At 63.7% G+C, this 14,465-nt stretch carries 14 protein-coding genes; all 14 read left to right on the forward strand.

Features of this window, described 5'->3' with window-relative positions; genetic code table 11:
* Window positions 1-59 precede the first annotated feature (59 nt).
* The 14 genes from WNZ15_RS15720 to WNZ15_RS15785 all read left to right on the forward strand — a co-directional run bounded on the left by WNZ15_RS15720 (window position 60) and on the right by WNZ15_RS15785 (window position 14,461).
* Window positions 60-2,354, forward strand: a complete 2,295-nt coding sequence (locus WNZ15_RS15720) for a bifunctional salicylyl-CoA 5-hydroxylase/oxidoreductase (RefSeq protein ID WP_342893944.1) — start codon at window positions 60-62, stop codon at window positions 2,352-2,354.
* Complete coding sequence (locus tag WNZ15_RS15725; RefSeq protein ID WP_342893945.1) at window positions 2,351-3,094, forward strand: SDR family oxidoreductase; 744 nt, start codon at window positions 2,351-2,353, stop codon at window positions 3,092-3,094. The genes WNZ15_RS15720 and WNZ15_RS15725 overlap by 4 nt, the downstream gene beginning before the upstream one ends.
* On the forward strand, window positions 3,094-3,573 hold the full coding sequence (locus WNZ15_RS15730; protein ID WP_342893946.1) for a MarR family transcriptional regulator: 480 nt from the start codon (window positions 3,094-3,096) through the stop codon (window positions 3,571-3,573). Before WNZ15_RS15725 ends, WNZ15_RS15730 begins: the two co-directional genes overlap by 1 nt.
* On the forward strand, window positions 3,566-4,366 hold the full coding sequence (locus WNZ15_RS15735) for an enoyl-CoA hydratase family protein (protein WP_342893947.1): 801 nt from the start codon (window positions 3,566-3,568) through the stop codon (window positions 4,364-4,366). The genes WNZ15_RS15730 and WNZ15_RS15735 overlap by 8 nt, the downstream gene beginning before the upstream one ends.
* The gene (locus WNZ15_RS15740; protein WP_342893948.1) at window positions 4,366-5,520 is read left to right on the forward strand and encodes an acyl-CoA dehydrogenase family protein; all 1,155 of its coding nucleotides are present in this window, start codon (window positions 4,366-4,368) and stop codon (window positions 5,518-5,520) included. The genes WNZ15_RS15735 and WNZ15_RS15740 overlap by 1 nt, the downstream gene beginning before the upstream one ends.
* A gap of 3 nt (window positions 5,521-5,523) precedes the next feature.
* Window positions 5,524-7,143: a benzoate-CoA ligase family protein gene (locus WNZ15_RS15745; protein WP_342893949.1), complete on the forward strand. Its 1,620-nt coding sequence runs from the start codon at window positions 5,524-5,526 to the stop codon at window positions 7,141-7,143.
* Between the two features lie 179 nt (window positions 7,144-7,322).
* Window positions 7,323-8,459, forward strand: coding sequence for an ABC transporter substrate-binding protein (locus WNZ15_RS15750; protein ID WP_342893950.1), 1,137 nt, complete (start codon window positions 7,323-7,325; stop codon window positions 8,457-8,459).
* Window positions 8,460-8,512: 53 nt separating this feature from the next.
* Window positions 8,513-9,433 (forward strand): branched-chain amino acid ABC transporter permease, encoded by a 921-nt coding sequence (locus WNZ15_RS15755; RefSeq protein ID WP_342893951.1) that lies wholly within the window; start codon window positions 8,513-8,515, stop codon window positions 9,431-9,433.
* Window positions 9,430-10,413 carry a branched-chain amino acid ABC transporter permease gene (locus tag WNZ15_RS15760; protein ID WP_342893952.1) on the forward strand — a complete coding sequence of 328 codons (984 nt, stop codon included), beginning with the start codon at window positions 9,430-9,432 and terminating at the stop codon, window positions 10,411-10,413. Before WNZ15_RS15755 ends, WNZ15_RS15760 begins: the two co-directional genes overlap by 4 nt.
* Complete coding sequence (locus tag WNZ15_RS15765; RefSeq protein WP_342893953.1) at window positions 10,406-11,185, forward strand: ABC transporter ATP-binding protein; 780 nt, start codon at window positions 10,406-10,408, stop codon at window positions 11,183-11,185. Before WNZ15_RS15760 ends, WNZ15_RS15765 begins: the two co-directional genes overlap by 8 nt.
* Window positions 11,182-11,871 carry an ABC transporter ATP-binding protein gene (locus tag WNZ15_RS15770; RefSeq protein WP_342893954.1) on the forward strand — a complete coding sequence of 230 codons (690 nt, stop codon included), beginning with the start codon at window positions 11,182-11,184 and terminating at the stop codon, window positions 11,869-11,871. The genes WNZ15_RS15765 and WNZ15_RS15770 overlap by 4 nt, the downstream gene beginning before the upstream one ends.
* Before the next feature lie 56 nt (window positions 11,872-11,927).
* The gene (locus tag WNZ15_RS15775; protein ID WP_342893955.1) at window positions 11,928-12,323 is read left to right on the forward strand and encodes a RidA family protein; all 396 of its coding nucleotides are present in this window, start codon (window positions 11,928-11,930) and stop codon (window positions 12,321-12,323) included.
* Window positions 12,324-12,579: 256 nt separating this feature from the next.
* Window positions 12,580-13,302 carry an FCD domain-containing protein gene (locus WNZ15_RS15780; protein WP_342893956.1) on the forward strand — a complete coding sequence of 241 codons (723 nt, stop codon included), beginning with the start codon at window positions 12,580-12,582 and terminating at the stop codon, window positions 13,300-13,302.
* Window positions 13,295-14,461, forward strand: coding sequence for an aminotransferase class I/II-fold pyridoxal phosphate-dependent enzyme (locus WNZ15_RS15785; protein ID WP_342893957.1), 1,167 nt, complete (start codon window positions 13,295-13,297; stop codon window positions 14,459-14,461). Before WNZ15_RS15780 ends, WNZ15_RS15785 begins: the two co-directional genes overlap by 8 nt.
* The last annotated feature ends 4 nt before the right edge of the window (window positions 14,462-14,465 follow it).

A 14,465-nucleotide genomic window follows, 5' to 3' on the forward strand; every position in this document is an offset into this window, starting at 1 on the left:
AGGCTTGAAATATATCTTGCCCTGTGGTTCGCTGATCCGGTCACAGCACGGAGGATCGCATGCGCATTGCTTGTCTTGGTGGAGGACCTGCCGGTCTCTATTTCGCCATTTCGATGAAACTGCGTGATCCGTCCCACGAGATCGACGTGATCGAGCGCAACCGGGCCGATGATACATTCGGCTGGGGTGTGGTGCTCTCCGACGAGACCCTGCAGAACCTCGCCGCCAACGATCCGGTCAGCGCGAAGGCCATCGGCGAGAATTTTGCCTATTGGGACGATATCGCCCTGCATATGCGTGGTGAGCGGCTGGTTTCCACCGGTCACGGATTCTGCGGCATCGGCCGCATGAAACTGCTGCTCCTGTTGCAGGACCGGGCCCGCGAACTCGGCATCAATCTGAAATTCGAGACCAATGCCGACAGCGCCGAGGACTATCGGCACAGCTACGATCTGGTGGTTGCCAGCGATGGCCTGAATTCCAGGACAAGGACGCTCTACCAGGACACGTTCAAGCCCGATATCGAAGAGCGGCTGTGTCAGTTCGTCTGGCTCGGTACACACCAGAAATTCGCCGACGCCTTCACGTTCATCTTCGAGGAAACCGAGCACGGCTGGGTCTGGGCGCATGCCTACCAGTTCGATGACGACACGGCGACCTTCATCGTCGAGTGCGCCCAGGACACCTATGACGCCTTCGGCTTCGGCGAGATGAGCCAGCAGGACAGCATCCGGGTGTGCGAGGAGATCTTCAAGGACCATCTCGGCGGCCATCCCCTGATGACCAACGCCAACCACATCCGTGGTTCCGCCTGGATCCGTTTCCCGCGGGTGCTGTGCGAGAAGTGGAGCCACGAGAACGTGGTGCTGCTGGGCGATGCCGCGGCAACAGCGCATTTTTCCATCGGTTCAGGCACGAAACTTGCCGTGGAATCCGCGATCGCCCTGGCGGACTGCCTGCACAACGAACGGGACATGGCCTCGGCTTTCGCCCGCTACGAACAGGACCGCCGCCTGGAAGTGCTGCGCCTGCAATCGGCCGCGCGCAATTCGCTGGAGTGGTTCGAGCATGTCGAACGCTATCTGCATCTCGATCCTGTGCAGTTCAATTATTCCATGCTCACCCGGTCCCAGCGGATCAGCCACGAGAACCTGCGCCTGCGTGACCCGCAATGGCTGCAATCGGCAGAGCGCTGGTTCATGAACCAGGCGGGTGTCTCTCCCGAGGCACCGGTGCGCACGCCCATGTTCACGCCGTTCAGTCTGCGCGCAATGGAGCTGAAGAACCGTATCGTCGTCTCGCCGATGGCGCAGTACAAGGCGGTCGACGGCGCGCCCACCGACTGGCATCTGGTGCATTATGGCGAGCGCGCGAAAGGCGGGGCCGGTCTTGTCTTCGTCGAGATGACCTGCGTCAGCGCGGAAGGCCGGATCACCCCGGGCTGCCCGGGCCTCTATGCGCCCGAACACGAGGCTGCCTGGAAGCGCCTGACCGATTTTGTCCATGCCGAGACCGATGCGAAAATCTGTTGCCAGATCGGCCATTCCGGCCGCAAGGGCTCGACCCGGATCGGCTGGGAGGGCATGGATCAGCCGCTGACCGGCGGCAATTGGGAGCTGGTCTCGGCCTCGGCGCTTGCCTGGTCGGACGGCAACGCGACACCGCGCGAAATCACGCCGGCCGAAATGGACGACATCAGGGACCGGTTCGTGGCCGCGGCTGAAATGGCCGAGCGCGCCGGTTTCGACATGATCGAACTTCATGCCGCCCACGGCTACCTGCTGTCCTCCTTCATATCTCCGGTTTCCAACGTGCGCACAGATGCTTACGGTGGATCTCTGGAAAACCGCATGCGCTGGCCGCTGGAAGTGTTCGCGGCGATGCGCGCTGTCTGGCCGGAGGAAAAGCCGATGTCCGTGCGCATTTCCGCGAACGACTGGGTCGGAGATGAAGGCGTGACGCCGGACGAGGCGGTCGAGATTGCACGGATGTTCCGGGGCGCCGGTGTCGACCTGGTCGATGTGTCCGCCGGTCAGACCACGCCCACAGCGAAGCCGGTCTACGGGCGCATGTTCCAGACGCCGTTTTCCGACCGGATCCGCAATGAGGGCGGACTGCCGACCATGGCGGTCGGCAACATCTTCGAGGCCGATCACGCCAACTCGATCCTGATGGCCGGACGGGCGGATCTGGTTGCCGTCGGCCGGCCCCATCTGGCCGATCCCTGCTGGACCTTCCACGAGGCCGCCAGGATCGGTGACCGCAACGCCTCCGACTGGCCCAAGCCCTATCTGGCTGGCCGCGACCAGCTCTGGCGGCTTGCGGACCGGGAAGCGGAGATGGAAAAGGTATGAGCGTGAAGGACCGTCATATCGTCGTCACCGGCGGTGGCAGCGGCGTCGGCGCCGCCTGCGCGCAGCTCTTTGCCGAAAAAGGCGCGAAGGTCACGATCTTCGGGCGCACCGCAACAAAGCTGGCCGAACAGAAGCTGTCCTGTCAGGTCTGTGATGTCACCGATGCGGATGCCGTCCGCGCGGCCATGACCGCCGCCCGCCAGGAACATGGCCCCGTCGACGTGGTCGTTGCCAATGCGGGCGCGGCCACCAGCAAGCCGTTTGCGAAGACCTCCCCGGAAGACTTTCAGGCCATGCTCGCGGTCAATTTCTTCGGCACCTCGAATGTCTGGCAGGCAGCCCTTGAAGACATGAAGGACCGCGGCTGGGGACGCATGATCGCGATCGCCTCGACCGCAGGGCTCAGAGGCTATCCCTATGTCAGCGGCTATTGCGCGGCCAAACATGCGGTCGTCGGCCTGACCCGGTCGCTGGCGCGCGAGCTGGCCAGGACCGGCATCACGGTCAATGCGATCTGCCCCGGCTTCGTCGACACGCCGATGCTGGAAAAATCCATCGATCTGATCGTCGACAAGACCGGCATGACCCGGGAGGCGGCCGCCGATACACTCAAGGCCGACAATCCGCAGGGGCGGTTCATCCAGGTCTCGGAAGTGGCCGAAGCCGCGCTTTACCTGTGTTCGCAGGGTGCAAGATCCGTCAACGGACAGGCCTTGACCCTGGCGGGAGGAGAACTGTGATGCCGGATCCCGGCCCTGCAAACGAACATTTGTCCAAGGCGCGCCTCCGCCTCTGGCTGAAGCTTCTGAAATCCGTCAACGGCATCGAGGCGGAAATCCGCCGGAACCTGCGCGAGCAGCATGGCACCACGTTGCCGCGCTTCGACGTCATGTCCGCGCTGGCCAGGTTTCCCGACGGGCTGAAAATGTCGGACCTGTCCACGTATCTGAAGGTCTCCAACGGCAATGTCACCGGCATTGTCGACAAGCTGACCGAAGAAGGGCTTGCCGTGCGGGTGGCCGTGCCCGGCGACCGGCGGGCCCAGCAGGCCCGGCTCACACAAAAGGGCAGGGACACGTTCGCGGACCTCGCCAGCCATCATGAAAGCTGGATCAACGACCTTCTGGACGGCTGGCTGCCTGAGGACATCGACGCGCTGTCGGCGCGGCTCGACACGGTCCTGAACCGTCAAAACCAGGAGGAGGCAGTCAATGGGTGAGAATGTGACGCATTTCAGGTGCGACATCGACGGCGGGATCGCACGCATTTCGCTCGACCGGCCGGAACGCAAGAACCCGCTGACCTTCGAAAGCTACGCGGAACTGCGCGACTGGTTCCGGGACCTGCATTATGCCGAAGACGTTCATGCGGTGGTGATCCTGCCCAATGGCGGCAACTTCAGTTCCGGCGGCGACGTGCATGACATCATCGGCCCGCTGACGAAAATGAACATGAAGGAGCTTCTGGCCTTCACCCGCATGACCGGCGATCTGGTCAAAGCCATGCTGAATTGCGGCAAGCCGGTGATCGCCGCCGTCGACGGCATCTGCGCCGGGGCCGGGGCGATCATGGCCATGGCCGCCGATCTGCGCATCGCCACCCCCGAGGCGAAGGTCGCCTTCCTGTTCAACCGGGTCGGCCTTGCCGGCTGCGACATGGGCGCCTGCGCGATCCTGCCGCGCATCATCGGCCAGGGCCGGGCTGCGGAACTTCTTTATCTCGGCCGCTCGATGAAGGCGGAGGAGGGCCACGCCTGGGGCTTCTTCAACTCTGTCGTGCCGGCAGCCGGGCTCGAAAGCGCCGCGCTGGAGATGGCCGGACGCATTGCAGCCGGCCCGACCTTCGCCAATTCCATGACCAAGACCATGCTGGCCCAGGAATGGTCCATGACCCTGGAACAGGCCATCGAGGCCGAAGCCCAGGCCCAGGCGATCTGCATGCAGGGCAATGACTTCCGCCGCGCCTATGAGGCGTTCGTGAACAAGGAAAAGCCGGTGTTCAAGGGGGACTGATGTCGGATAAATCCTTCCTGCATTGGCCGTTTTTCGACGACACGCACCGTGCGCTGTCCGAGGATCTGGAAAACTGGGCAGACGCAAATCTGGTGCCTGCCGATCACGCCGATACGGACATGGCCTGCCGGGATCTGGTCGCACGGCTGGGCAAGGCCGGATTTCTGCAGCACACGGGGGCCGGGGACGGGGTTCTCGATGTGCGCAGCCTGTGTCTGATCCGCGAAACGCTCGCGCGTCACGACGGCCTCGCGGATTTCGCCTTCGCCATGCAGGGTCTTGGCACCGGTGCGATCTCGCTGTTCGGCACCGACGCCCAGAAGGCCGACTGGTTGCCGAAGACACGGTCCGGAAAGGCCATCTCGGCCTTTGCGCTCACGGAGCCGAAATCGGGCTCCGATGTCGCCAACTCCACCATGACCGCCACGGATGACGGCGATGCCTATGTGCTGGATGGCGAGAAGACCTGGATATCGAACGGTGGTATCGCCGACGTCTACACCCTGTTCGCACGGACTGGCGAGGCACCGGGCGCGAAGGGCCTGTCGGCCTTCATCGTGACGCCTGATCTGCCGGGGTTCGAAGTCGCCGAACGCCTGGAAACGATCGCGCCCCATCCGCTCGCTTCCCTGCGGTTCACGGGCTGCCGGGTCCCGAAGGCCAATCTCCTCGGCGCGCCGGGGGCGGGGTTCCGGATCGCCATGTCGGTGCTCGACATCTTCCGCTCGACGGTTGCCGCTGCCGCGCTCGGCTTTGCCAGGCGGGCACTGGATGAATCCCTCTCTCGTGTGATCACGCGGGAAATCGGGGGGGCGCCGCTGTTCGACCTGCAACTGGTGCAGGGCCACATCGCGGACATGGCCCTCGACATCGATGCGGCCGCCCTGCTGGTCTACCGGGCCGCCTGGACCAAGGACAGCGGCGCCCCGCGCGTCACCCGCGAAGCGGCCATGGCCAAACTGTTCGCCACCGATCAGGCGCAGGCGGTTATCGACAAGGCCGTGCAGCTTCATGGCGGTGACGGCGTCCGTTCCGGTTCGGCGGTCGAAAAACTCTACCGGGAGATCCGCGCCCTGCGCATCTACGAGGGGGCTTCGGACGTCCAGAAAATCATCATCGCGCGCCAGACGCTTGGCGCCTTCCAGGGAGACTGATCCATGCTAGGTCCCTCCGCCCATGTCGATACCTTCACGCGGGACAATTTGCCACCTGAGAGCACGTGGCCCGATTTCCTGCTCGACGGGTTTTCCTACCCGGAGCGTCTCAATGCGGGCGTTGAATTCACCGACAGGCTGGTCGCCCAAGGGATGGGCGATCACACGGCGCTGATCGGCAACGGCCGCAGGCGCACCTACAAGGAACTGGCCGACTGGACCAACCGCCTGGCCCATGCGCTCACCGAGGATCTGGGCGTGAAGCCCGGCAACCGGGTGCTGATACGCTCGGCCAACAATCCGGCCATGGTCGCCTGCTGGCTCGCGGCCACCAAGGCCGGCGCGGTTGTCGTCAACACCATGCCGATGCTGCGGGCAGGGGAACTCGCCAAGGTCGTCGACAAGGCGGAAATCGAGTTCGCTCTCTGCGATACGCGTCTGATGGACGAGATGGTCTCCTGTGCAAAGTCGTCGCCGGTCCTGAAAAAAGTCGTCGGTTTCGACGGCACGTCCAATCACGATGCCGAGCTGGACCGGCTGGCACTGGAAAAGTCCGTTCGCTACGACGCCGTGCCGACAGGGCGCGACGATGTCGCGCTGCTGGGGTTCACGTCCGGGTCGACCGGAACACCCAAGGCGACCATGCATTTCCATCGGGACCTGCTGATCATCGCAGACGGCTATGCGAAGGAAGTCCTCAACGTGACACCGGAGGATGTCTTCATCGGGTCGCCGCCGCTCGCCTTTACCTTCGGTCTCGGCGGCCTGGCGATTTTCCCGCTCCGGTTCGGCGCGGCGGCAACGCTTCTGGAAGCCGCCACACCGGCGAACATGATCGAGATGATCGAGAAATACAAAGCCACCGTCTGCTTCACCGCGCCGACCGCCTACCGGGTCATGCTGCAGGCAATGGACGCGGGTGCGGACCTGAGCTCGCTGCGGGCTGCGGTTTCGGCCGGCGAGACCCTGCCGGCACCCGTCTACGATGCCTGGAAGGCGAAGACCGGAAAGCCGATGCTCGACGGTATCGGCGCCACCGAAATGCTGCACATCTTCATTTCCAACCGGTTCGAGGATCATCGGCCGGCCTGCACGGGAAAACCCGTCAGCGGCTACGAGGTCAGGATCATCGGCGAGGACGGCCAGCCTGTGCCGGCCGGAGAGGTCGGCCGGCTCGCGGTGCGCGGTCCGACCGGTTGCCGTTATCTCGCCGATGAGCGCCAGAATGACTATGTGGTCGACGGCTGGAACATCACCGGCGACAGCTTTTCCATGAGCGCGGACGGCCATCTGCATTTCGCCGCCCGCAACGACGACATGATCATCTCCGCCGGGTATAACATCGCGGGTCCGGAGGTGGAGGCCGCGTTGCTGGCGCATCCGGCCGTCCTGGAATGCGCCGTGATCGGTGTTTCCGATGAGAGCAGGGGTGCCATCGTGCAGGCTCACGTGGTTTTGGCCGCTGGCAGCGCAGCGTCAGAAGATCTCGACAAGGCCTTGAAGGATCACGTGAAGGCAATGATCGCGCCCTACAAGTATCCGCGTTCGATCGTGTTTACCGAGACATTGCCGAAAACCGAAACCGGCAAGATCCAGCGCTTCCGGCTGCGTCCGGATGCCTGAGCCTGAGCTGAGACTGGCCTGAGGCTTGCCTGAGACTGGCCAGATGCAGCAAAGGACACCCGTGCGGGGCGCGCGGGAATAACAACAACGCCCCGACGCCGACCGAACTCGAACAATGAAGCTAGGCGGCACTTTGACTTGAACGGGAACAGCAGGTCCTAGACCAAGAGGAGCAACAGATGAAATTCACACTTATGGCTGCCACGGCGGCTCTGGCGATCGGTCTTTCCGGTGCCCAGGCCGAACCTGTGAAGGTCGGCATGATCACGACGTTGTCGGGGGGCGGTGCCGGTCTCGGGATCGACGTGCGCGACGGTTTCATGCTGGCGGTGAAACAGTCCGGCAACACGGACATCGAGGTCGTCATCGAGGACGACCAGCGCAAGCCGGACATCGCGGTGCAACTGGCGGACAAGATGGTCCAGTCGGAAAAGGTCGACGTCCTGACCGGGATCATCTGGTCGAACCTGGCCATGGCGGTGATCCCGTCCGTGACCGCGCAGGGCAAGTTCTACCTGTCTCCGAATGCGGGTCCGTCCGCGCTGGCGGGCAAGGGCTGCCATCCGAACTATTTCAACGTCGCCTGGCAGAACGACAACCTGCACGAGGGCGCAGGGGCCTATGCCAATTTCCAGGATTTCAAGAACAGCTTCATCCTGGCGCCGAACTATCCGGCCGGCAAGGACGCGCTGACCGGCTACAAGCGCTTCTACAAGGGCGACCTGGCCGGTGAGGTCTATACCAAGCTCGGCCAGACCGACTATGCATCCGAGATCGCACAGATCCGCGCGTCGGGGGCCGACAGCGTGTTCTTCTTCCTGCCGGGCGGCATGGGGATCTCGTTTCTGAAGCAGTACAAGGATTCAGGTGTCGACCTGCCGGTGGTCGGTCCGGCGTTCTCGTTCGACCAGGGCATCCTGCAGGCGGTCGGCGATGCCGCGCTGGGCGTGAAGAACACCAGCCAGTGGAACAAGGACATCGACAATCCGACCAATAAGGCGTTTGTCGAGACGTTCCAGGCCGAATACGGCCGGCTGCCGTCGCTGTATGCCTCCCAGGGGTTCGACACGGCCAACCTCTTGCTGTCGGCAATGGCCAAGGCGGACGTGAGCGATGCCGACGCGTTCCGCGCGGCGCTGGAGGAAGCCGACTTCAAGTCGACGCGCGGCAACTTCCGGTTCGGTCCCAACCATCACCCGATCCAGGACATCCATGTCCGCGAGGTGATCAAGGAAGGCGACGTCTACACCAACAGGACCATCGGCACGGCGCTGACCAGCCACGCCGATGCCTACTGGTCCGAGTGCAGCATGTAACGTATTGACCCCGGGCCGGCGTGTTTTGCGCCGGCCCGTCAGGTGGGAATTTCATGTCACTGATATTGCTCCTTGAGCAGGTTCTCAACGGCCTGCAATTCGGCATCATGCTGTTTCTGATGGCCGCCGGACTGACCCTCATCTTCGGCGTGATGGGACTGATCAATCTCGCGCACGGTTCGCTCTACATGATCGGGGCGTTCTGCGCCGCGGCTGTTGCGGCGGCGACGGGATCGTTCCTGCTTGCCTTGGTGGCCGCGCTTGCCGGGGCGGCGCTCGCCGGCGCGCTGGTGGAACTGGTTGTCATCCGGCGTCTCTACGGCAAGGACCATCTCGACCAGGTGCTCGCGACCTTCGCGCTGATCCTGATCTTTTCGGAAGGCACACGCTGGATTTTCGGATCCTTTCCGCTGTTTTTGAATGTGCCCGAGACCCTGTCCGGACCGGTCACGCTGCCGGGAGGGATCGAATACCCGCTCTACCGGCTGGCCCTGATCGTCGTCGGGCTTCTGGTCGCAGTCGGATTGTGGCTCCTGATATCCAGGACCCGTCTGGGCGTCCAGATCCGCGCCGGAGAGAACGACCGCGAGATGATCGCCGCTCTCGGTGTCGACATCGCCCGGCTCTATACCATCGTGTTCGCTCTCGGCGCGGCTCTCGCCGGTCTGGCCGGGGCCCTGGTCGGCGCCATCCAGTCGGTCCAGGTGGGCATGGGCGAACCGGTGCTGATCCTGGCCTTCGTGGTCATCGTCATCGGCGGCATCGGGTCCATCAAGGGAGCGCTGATCGGGGCGATCCTGGTCGGACTGACCGACACGCTCGGCGGCATCTTCCTGCCCGAGCTCTTGAAACTCGTTCTCGATCCGTCGACCGCGACCTCCGTCGGGTCCTCGCTCGCCTCCATGGCGATCTACATCCTGATGGCCGCCGTGCTGATCCTGCGGCCCGCCGGACTTTTCGGAGCGCGCGCATGATCCCCGAACGGTACGTCAACGCCGCGACGCTCCTGGCCCTCGTCGCAATCCCGCTCTGGGCCCTTGCCGCCGACGAGCCCTTCACCATCACGCTGATGACCCGGGCCGCCATTTTCGCCATCGCGGCGGTTGGCCTCAACATCGCGCTCGGCCTCGGCGGGCTGGTCAGTCTCGGGCACGCGATGTTCTTCGGTCTCGGCGGCTATGCCATGGGTATTCTGGCCCACCACGCCCAGACCTACACTGTGCTCAGCGAGTGGCCGGTCCTGATCGAGGGCACCAAGTCGATGCCGGTGATCTGGCTGGCAGCCGTGCTGGTGTCATCGCTGGCCGCGCTGGTGATCGGCATCCTGTCGCTCCGGACGGCAGGTGTCTATTTCATCATGATCACCCTGGCCTTCGGACAGATGTTCTTCTTCTTCGCGATTTCCTGGGCCGAATATGGCGGCGAGGACGGTCTGTCGATCTATGTCCGCAACAGTTTTCCGGGCCTCAACACGCTGGATCTGATCCAGTTCTACGGGCTGTGCCTCGGGCTGCTGTGCCTGGTGCTGGTGTTCGCCTGGCGTCTGGCGGGATCGCCCTTCGGTCTTGCGCTCAACGCCGCGCGCCAGGCGCCGGTGCGCGTGGAAACGGTCGGGCTCGATCCGGTCCGCCTCAAGTTGGTGGCCTTTGTGCTCTCCGGGGCCATAACCGGCTTGGCAGGTGCGCTCTTCGCCGATCTCAACCGCTTTGTCAGCCCGACCATGTTCAGCTGGCAGACCAGCGGCGAGATCATGATCTTCGTGATCCTCGGCGGTGTCGGGCGCCTGTTCGGTCCTGTGGTCGGCGCGCTGGTTTTCGTGGCCCTGGAGCACTGGCTCGGCGGTCTCAGCGATTTCTGGCACATCTGGCTCGGGCTGTTGCTGCTGGTCATCGTGCTGTTCGGCAGGGGCGGTCTGATCGGCATGATCTGCGGACGGGAGGCGGTTCATGACTGATGCTGTTGTTCAGGCTCCTGTCCCTGAAATCCCGGTTCTGGAAACAAGAGGGATCAGCAAGAGCTTCGGTGCGCTGCGCGCCAGCCGGAACATCTCTATCGATCTGCGGCCGGGTGAAATTCACGCCGTCATCGGACCGAACGGGGCCGGCAAATCGACGCTGATCGCCCAGATCTGCGGCACGCTGAAACCCGATGCCGGATCCGTGTATCTGCTTGGCCAGGACGTCACCGATGTGCCGACCCGCACACGCGCCCGCGCCGGTCTGGGGCGGACATTCCAGATCTCCGCGCTGGCCATGGAGGACACGGTTCTGCAGAACGCGCTGCTCGGGGTCCTCGGGTCGAGCGGCAAACCCTGGCGGTTCTTCGGCAACGCGCTGAAGGACGGCGCGCTGCGGGCGCGCGCGGAACAGGCACTCGAACGGGTCGGCCTTCAGGATCAGGCGCGCATGCGCACCGCCGAACTCAGCCACGGCCAGCGCCGCCAGTTGGAAGTTGCCGTCGCCCTGACGCTGGACCCAAAAGCGCTGGTGATGGACGAACCGATGGCCGGCATGGGTGCGGAAGGCTCCAGGACCCTGACCGGTTTTCTCGACGCGCTGCGCCAGGAGGCGCCGATCCTCCTGGTCGAACACGACATGGATGCGGTCTTTTCGCTGGCCGACCGGATCAGCGTCCTGGTCTATGGCGAGGTGATCGCCACCGGCACGGTCGACGAGATCCGCGCCAACGCCGCCGTCAGGGAAGCCTACCTGGGAGACGAGGCATGAGCGCACTGTTGAAACTGACCGGTGTCACCGCCTCCTATGGCGCCAGCCAGGCGCTGTTCGGCGTCGATCTGGAGGTTAACGAGGGTGAGGTGCTGGCGCTGCTGGGGCGCAACGGCATGGGCAAGTCGACCACCGTCAAATGCATCTGCCGGATGCTGGCGGCCGACGGAACACTGAGCTTCGATGGCCAGGACCTGTCGCGCCTGCCGAGCCACAAGGCCGCGCGGCTCGGGCTCGGGCTGGTGCCGGAAGGCCGCCGGTGTTTCCGCGATCTCAGTGTTCAGGAAAACCTGATCGCCGCCGCGCGCCGGGGCGACTGGACCTTCGAACGGGTGACCGGTCTGTTCCCGCGTCTCGGGGAGCGGCGCGGCCAGCGGGCAGGGTCGCTGTCGGGCGGAGAACAGCAGATGCTCGCCATCGGCCGGGCGCTGATGACCAATCCCAGGCTCCTGATCCTGGACGAGGCCACCGAAGGCCTTGCACCGGTGATCCGGCAGGAGATCTGGGCCGTGGTCCGGCAACTCAAGGCCGAAACCGGTCTCGCGATCCTTGTGATCGACAAGTCGATCCGGGAATTGCGTCAGGTGTGCGACCGGGCGACCATTCTGGAACGCGGAAAATCGGTCTGGACCGGATCGGTTGACGCGCTCACGGACGACGTCACCGCCGGCTATATCGGAGTATGAGCCGTGTTTCTCTCCGGTCAGGTCAAGATGCAGCAACTCAAGGAAAGTCAGGATCAATGACGCTCAAAACCATTCAACCGGAAGGCTGGGCGCCTGCCAGAGGCTATGCGAACGGGATGCTGACACAGGGCCGGACCCTGCACATCGGCGGCCAGATCGGCTGGAACAAGGACCAGGTCTTCGAGACCAGCGATTTTGTCGGCCAGATGGAACAGACGCTATCCAACATCGCCGCCATCGTGGAAGAAGCGGGCGGCACGGTTGCCGACATTGCGCGGTTGACCTGGTTCATCACCGACAAGCAGGAATACCTGGCGCGGCAGAAGGACGTCGGCGAGGCTTACCGCCGGGTCTTCGGCCGCCATTTTCCGGCCATGTCCGTTGTGGTCGTCGCCGGTCTCATCGAGGACGAAGCGCTGATCGAGATCGAGGCGACCGCCCAGATCGGCTGATCGCTTTTCCATCAGTCACCTAAACGCAGCCCGGCAATGTGCCGGGCTGTTTTGTTTTGTGAAACCGGATGTCCGATTCCGTGCATCTGACACAGTGACGTGGGTCAAACGCGTCGCCAGGTTTTTTCCTTAAGATAATTAGATCAGTAAGTTACATCGAGATTTTGACTCGTAAAAATTATGTCAGACATAATGTTTACATTGTCAGACAAAGTGGTATCGTTGGCGGGCTAACGAGAAAGGCGCTCCCCACCTGATGCCCGAAATTGCCCTCCAGAAAGCTCCCGACGCAGGCCGGACCGAAGGTCCGCGGGACGTGCCGCGGGCCCTGATTACCCTGATCGAGGAAGAGGGGCTCAAGGTTGGCGACCGCCTGCCGCCCGAGCTTGAGCTGGTGCGGCGTCTTGGCTTCGGCCGCTCGACCATTCGCGAAACCCTGAAGACATGGGAAAGCATGGGTGTCGTCAGCCGAAACAAGGGTGCCGGCACGCGGCTTATCGCGGAAATTTCGAGAAACACGCTGCGCGTCGCCCTGACGATCAAGCACGAGGCGCAAAGCCTGTTGCGCATGCAGCAGGTGCGCCGTCCGCTTGAAATCGAGGCGGTCCGGATCGCCACGCGTCAGGCGACCCCGGAGCAGCGCAGGATCATCAATGCCCGCGTGGCGGAGCTGATGGCGGTTTTTGAGGCCGGCGAGGACTGGCGGCCGGCGGACCACCGCTTTCACAATGCCGTACACGAGGCCACGGGCAATCCGCTGTTCAAGCAGTTCATCGCAGAGATCCAGAAGGCCTTTCACGGCATTTACGATACCCCTTTCGGCAAGGCCCATCTCGGTCAGGAGACCATACCGCTTCACCGGCCGCTCGCCGACGCGATCATCGCGGGGGACGAGGACAGGGCCGCTGAGCTGACCGCGACCATCATCGACATGGTGTGCACCGAAACCCAGAAGATTTCAGAGGAACACGATGGCTGACGCTGAGCCGGGCGGATATTCGATCGAGACCATGCTGGCCGCGGCAGCTTCCGGGTTCGGCGGCGCGGTCGCACCGCCGATCGTGCAAACGTCGCTGTTCACCTTCGACAGCTACAAGGCCTTCGAGGACCGCATGGCCGGCCGCTCGGGTGACCCGCTTTACACGCGCGTCCAGAACCCGACGGTGGCTGCCTTCGAAAACCTGATGGCGAAAGCGGAAGAAGGCGAGGCCGCGGTCGGTTTCGCCTCCGGCATGGCGGCAATTTCGTCAACGGTGCTGGCCTTTGTGCGTCCGGGAGACCGGATCGCCTGTATCGAACACGTCTACCCCGATGCCTACCGCCTGTTCGAGCGTCTGCTGCGCCCGTTCGGTATCGAAGTGACCTACCATTCCGTGGCAGACTTCCAGCAAGATCCGGATCTGCTCAAGGGCGTCAGGCTCGCCTATCTGGAGAGCCCGAATTCGGTAGTGTTCCAGACATTGGATCTGGCCGCCGTTGCCGCCCATGCCAGGCGGCACGGCACGCTGACCGTGGTCGACAATTCCTGGGCGACGCCGCTGTTTCAGCGTCCGCTGACCCTTGGCATCGACATCGTTGTTCACTCGGCATCCAAATACCTGTCCGGCCATTCGGACACGGTCGCGGGCGTTGTCGTTGCGGGCACCGATCTGATCGGCCGCATCCGGGATCTCACCTTGACGTTGCTCGGTGGCAAGCTGGCGCCCTTCGAGGCGTTTCTCCTGACCCGCGGGCTGCGCACCCTTGGGCCGCGCATGCGCCAGCACCAGGAAACGGCGAATGTCTTTGTCGACAGGCTGTCAGCCCATCCGAAAGTCACCGCAGTGCTTTCGCCCGGCCCCAATTCGGTTCCGGGCCTGACCGGTCGGTCCGGACTGATGTCGCTTGAACTGGACGCAAGCGTTGATATTCCGCGCCTGGCGGACGCGTTGAAACTGTTCCGGCTGGGGGTCAGCTGGGGCGGCTTCGAAAGCCTGGTGCTGCCGACCCGGATCGGCCTGGCCCAGGCCGGCGAACAGAATTCCATGCAGCGTTTCGGCGTGTCGGACCGGGTCCTGCGCCTGAGCCTGGGTCTGGAAGACCCGAACGATCTTTGGGCCGATTTCGAAGCGGCCCTGAGCACAAGCGCCCGATCATAAGCGG

The sequence above is a fragment of the Roseibium sp. AS2 genome (genome assembly GCF_038900065.1).
Lineage (GTDB): Bacteria > Pseudomonadota > Alphaproteobacteria > Rhizobiales > Stappiaceae > Roseibium.

Coding starts and splice junctions, on each gene's coding strand:
- WNZ15_RS15785 (WP_342893957.1), top strand. CDS start 13,295: ATGGCTGACGCTGAGCCGGGCGGATATTCGATCGAGACCATGCTGGCC.
- WNZ15_RS15765 (WP_342893953.1), top strand. CDS start 10,406: ATGACTGATGCTGTTGTTCAGGCTCCTGTCCCTGAAATCCCGGTTCTG.
- WNZ15_RS15725 (WP_342893945.1), top strand. CDS start 2,351: ATGAGCGTGAAGGACCGTCATATCGTCGTCACCGGCGGTGGCAGCGGC.
- WNZ15_RS15775 (WP_342893955.1), top strand. CDS start 11,928: ATGACGCTCAAAACCATTCAACCGGAAGGCTGGGCGCCTGCCAGAGGC.
- WNZ15_RS15755 (WP_342893951.1), top strand. CDS start 8,513: ATGTCACTGATATTGCTCCTTGAGCAGGTTCTCAACGGCCTGCAATTC.
- WNZ15_RS15730 (WP_342893946.1), top strand. CDS start 3,094: ATGCCGGATCCCGGCCCTGCAAACGAACATTTGTCCAAGGCGCGCCTC.
- WNZ15_RS15735 (WP_342893947.1), top strand. CDS start 3,566: ATGGGTGAGAATGTGACGCATTTCAGGTGCGACATCGACGGCGGGATC.
- WNZ15_RS15780 (WP_342893956.1), top strand. CDS start 12,580: ATGCCCGAAATTGCCCTCCAGAAAGCTCCCGACGCAGGCCGGACCGAA.
- WNZ15_RS15745 (WP_342893949.1), top strand. CDS start 5,524: ATGCTAGGTCCCTCCGCCCATGTCGATACCTTCACGCGGGACAATTTG.
- WNZ15_RS15740 (WP_342893948.1), top strand. CDS start 4,366: ATGTCGGATAAATCCTTCCTGCATTGGCCGTTTTTCGACGACACGCAC.
- WNZ15_RS15770 (WP_342893954.1), top strand. CDS start 11,182: ATGAGCGCACTGTTGAAACTGACCGGTGTCACCGCCTCCTATGGCGCC.
- WNZ15_RS15750 (WP_342893950.1), top strand. CDS start 7,323: ATGAAATTCACACTTATGGCTGCCACGGCGGCTCTGGCGATCGGTCTT.
- WNZ15_RS15720 (WP_342893944.1), top strand. CDS start 60: ATGCGCATTGCTTGTCTTGGTGGAGGACCTGCCGGTCTCTATTTCGCC.
- WNZ15_RS15760 (WP_342893952.1), top strand. CDS start 9,430: ATGATCCCCGAACGGTACGTCAACGCCGCGACGCTCCTGGCCCTCGTC.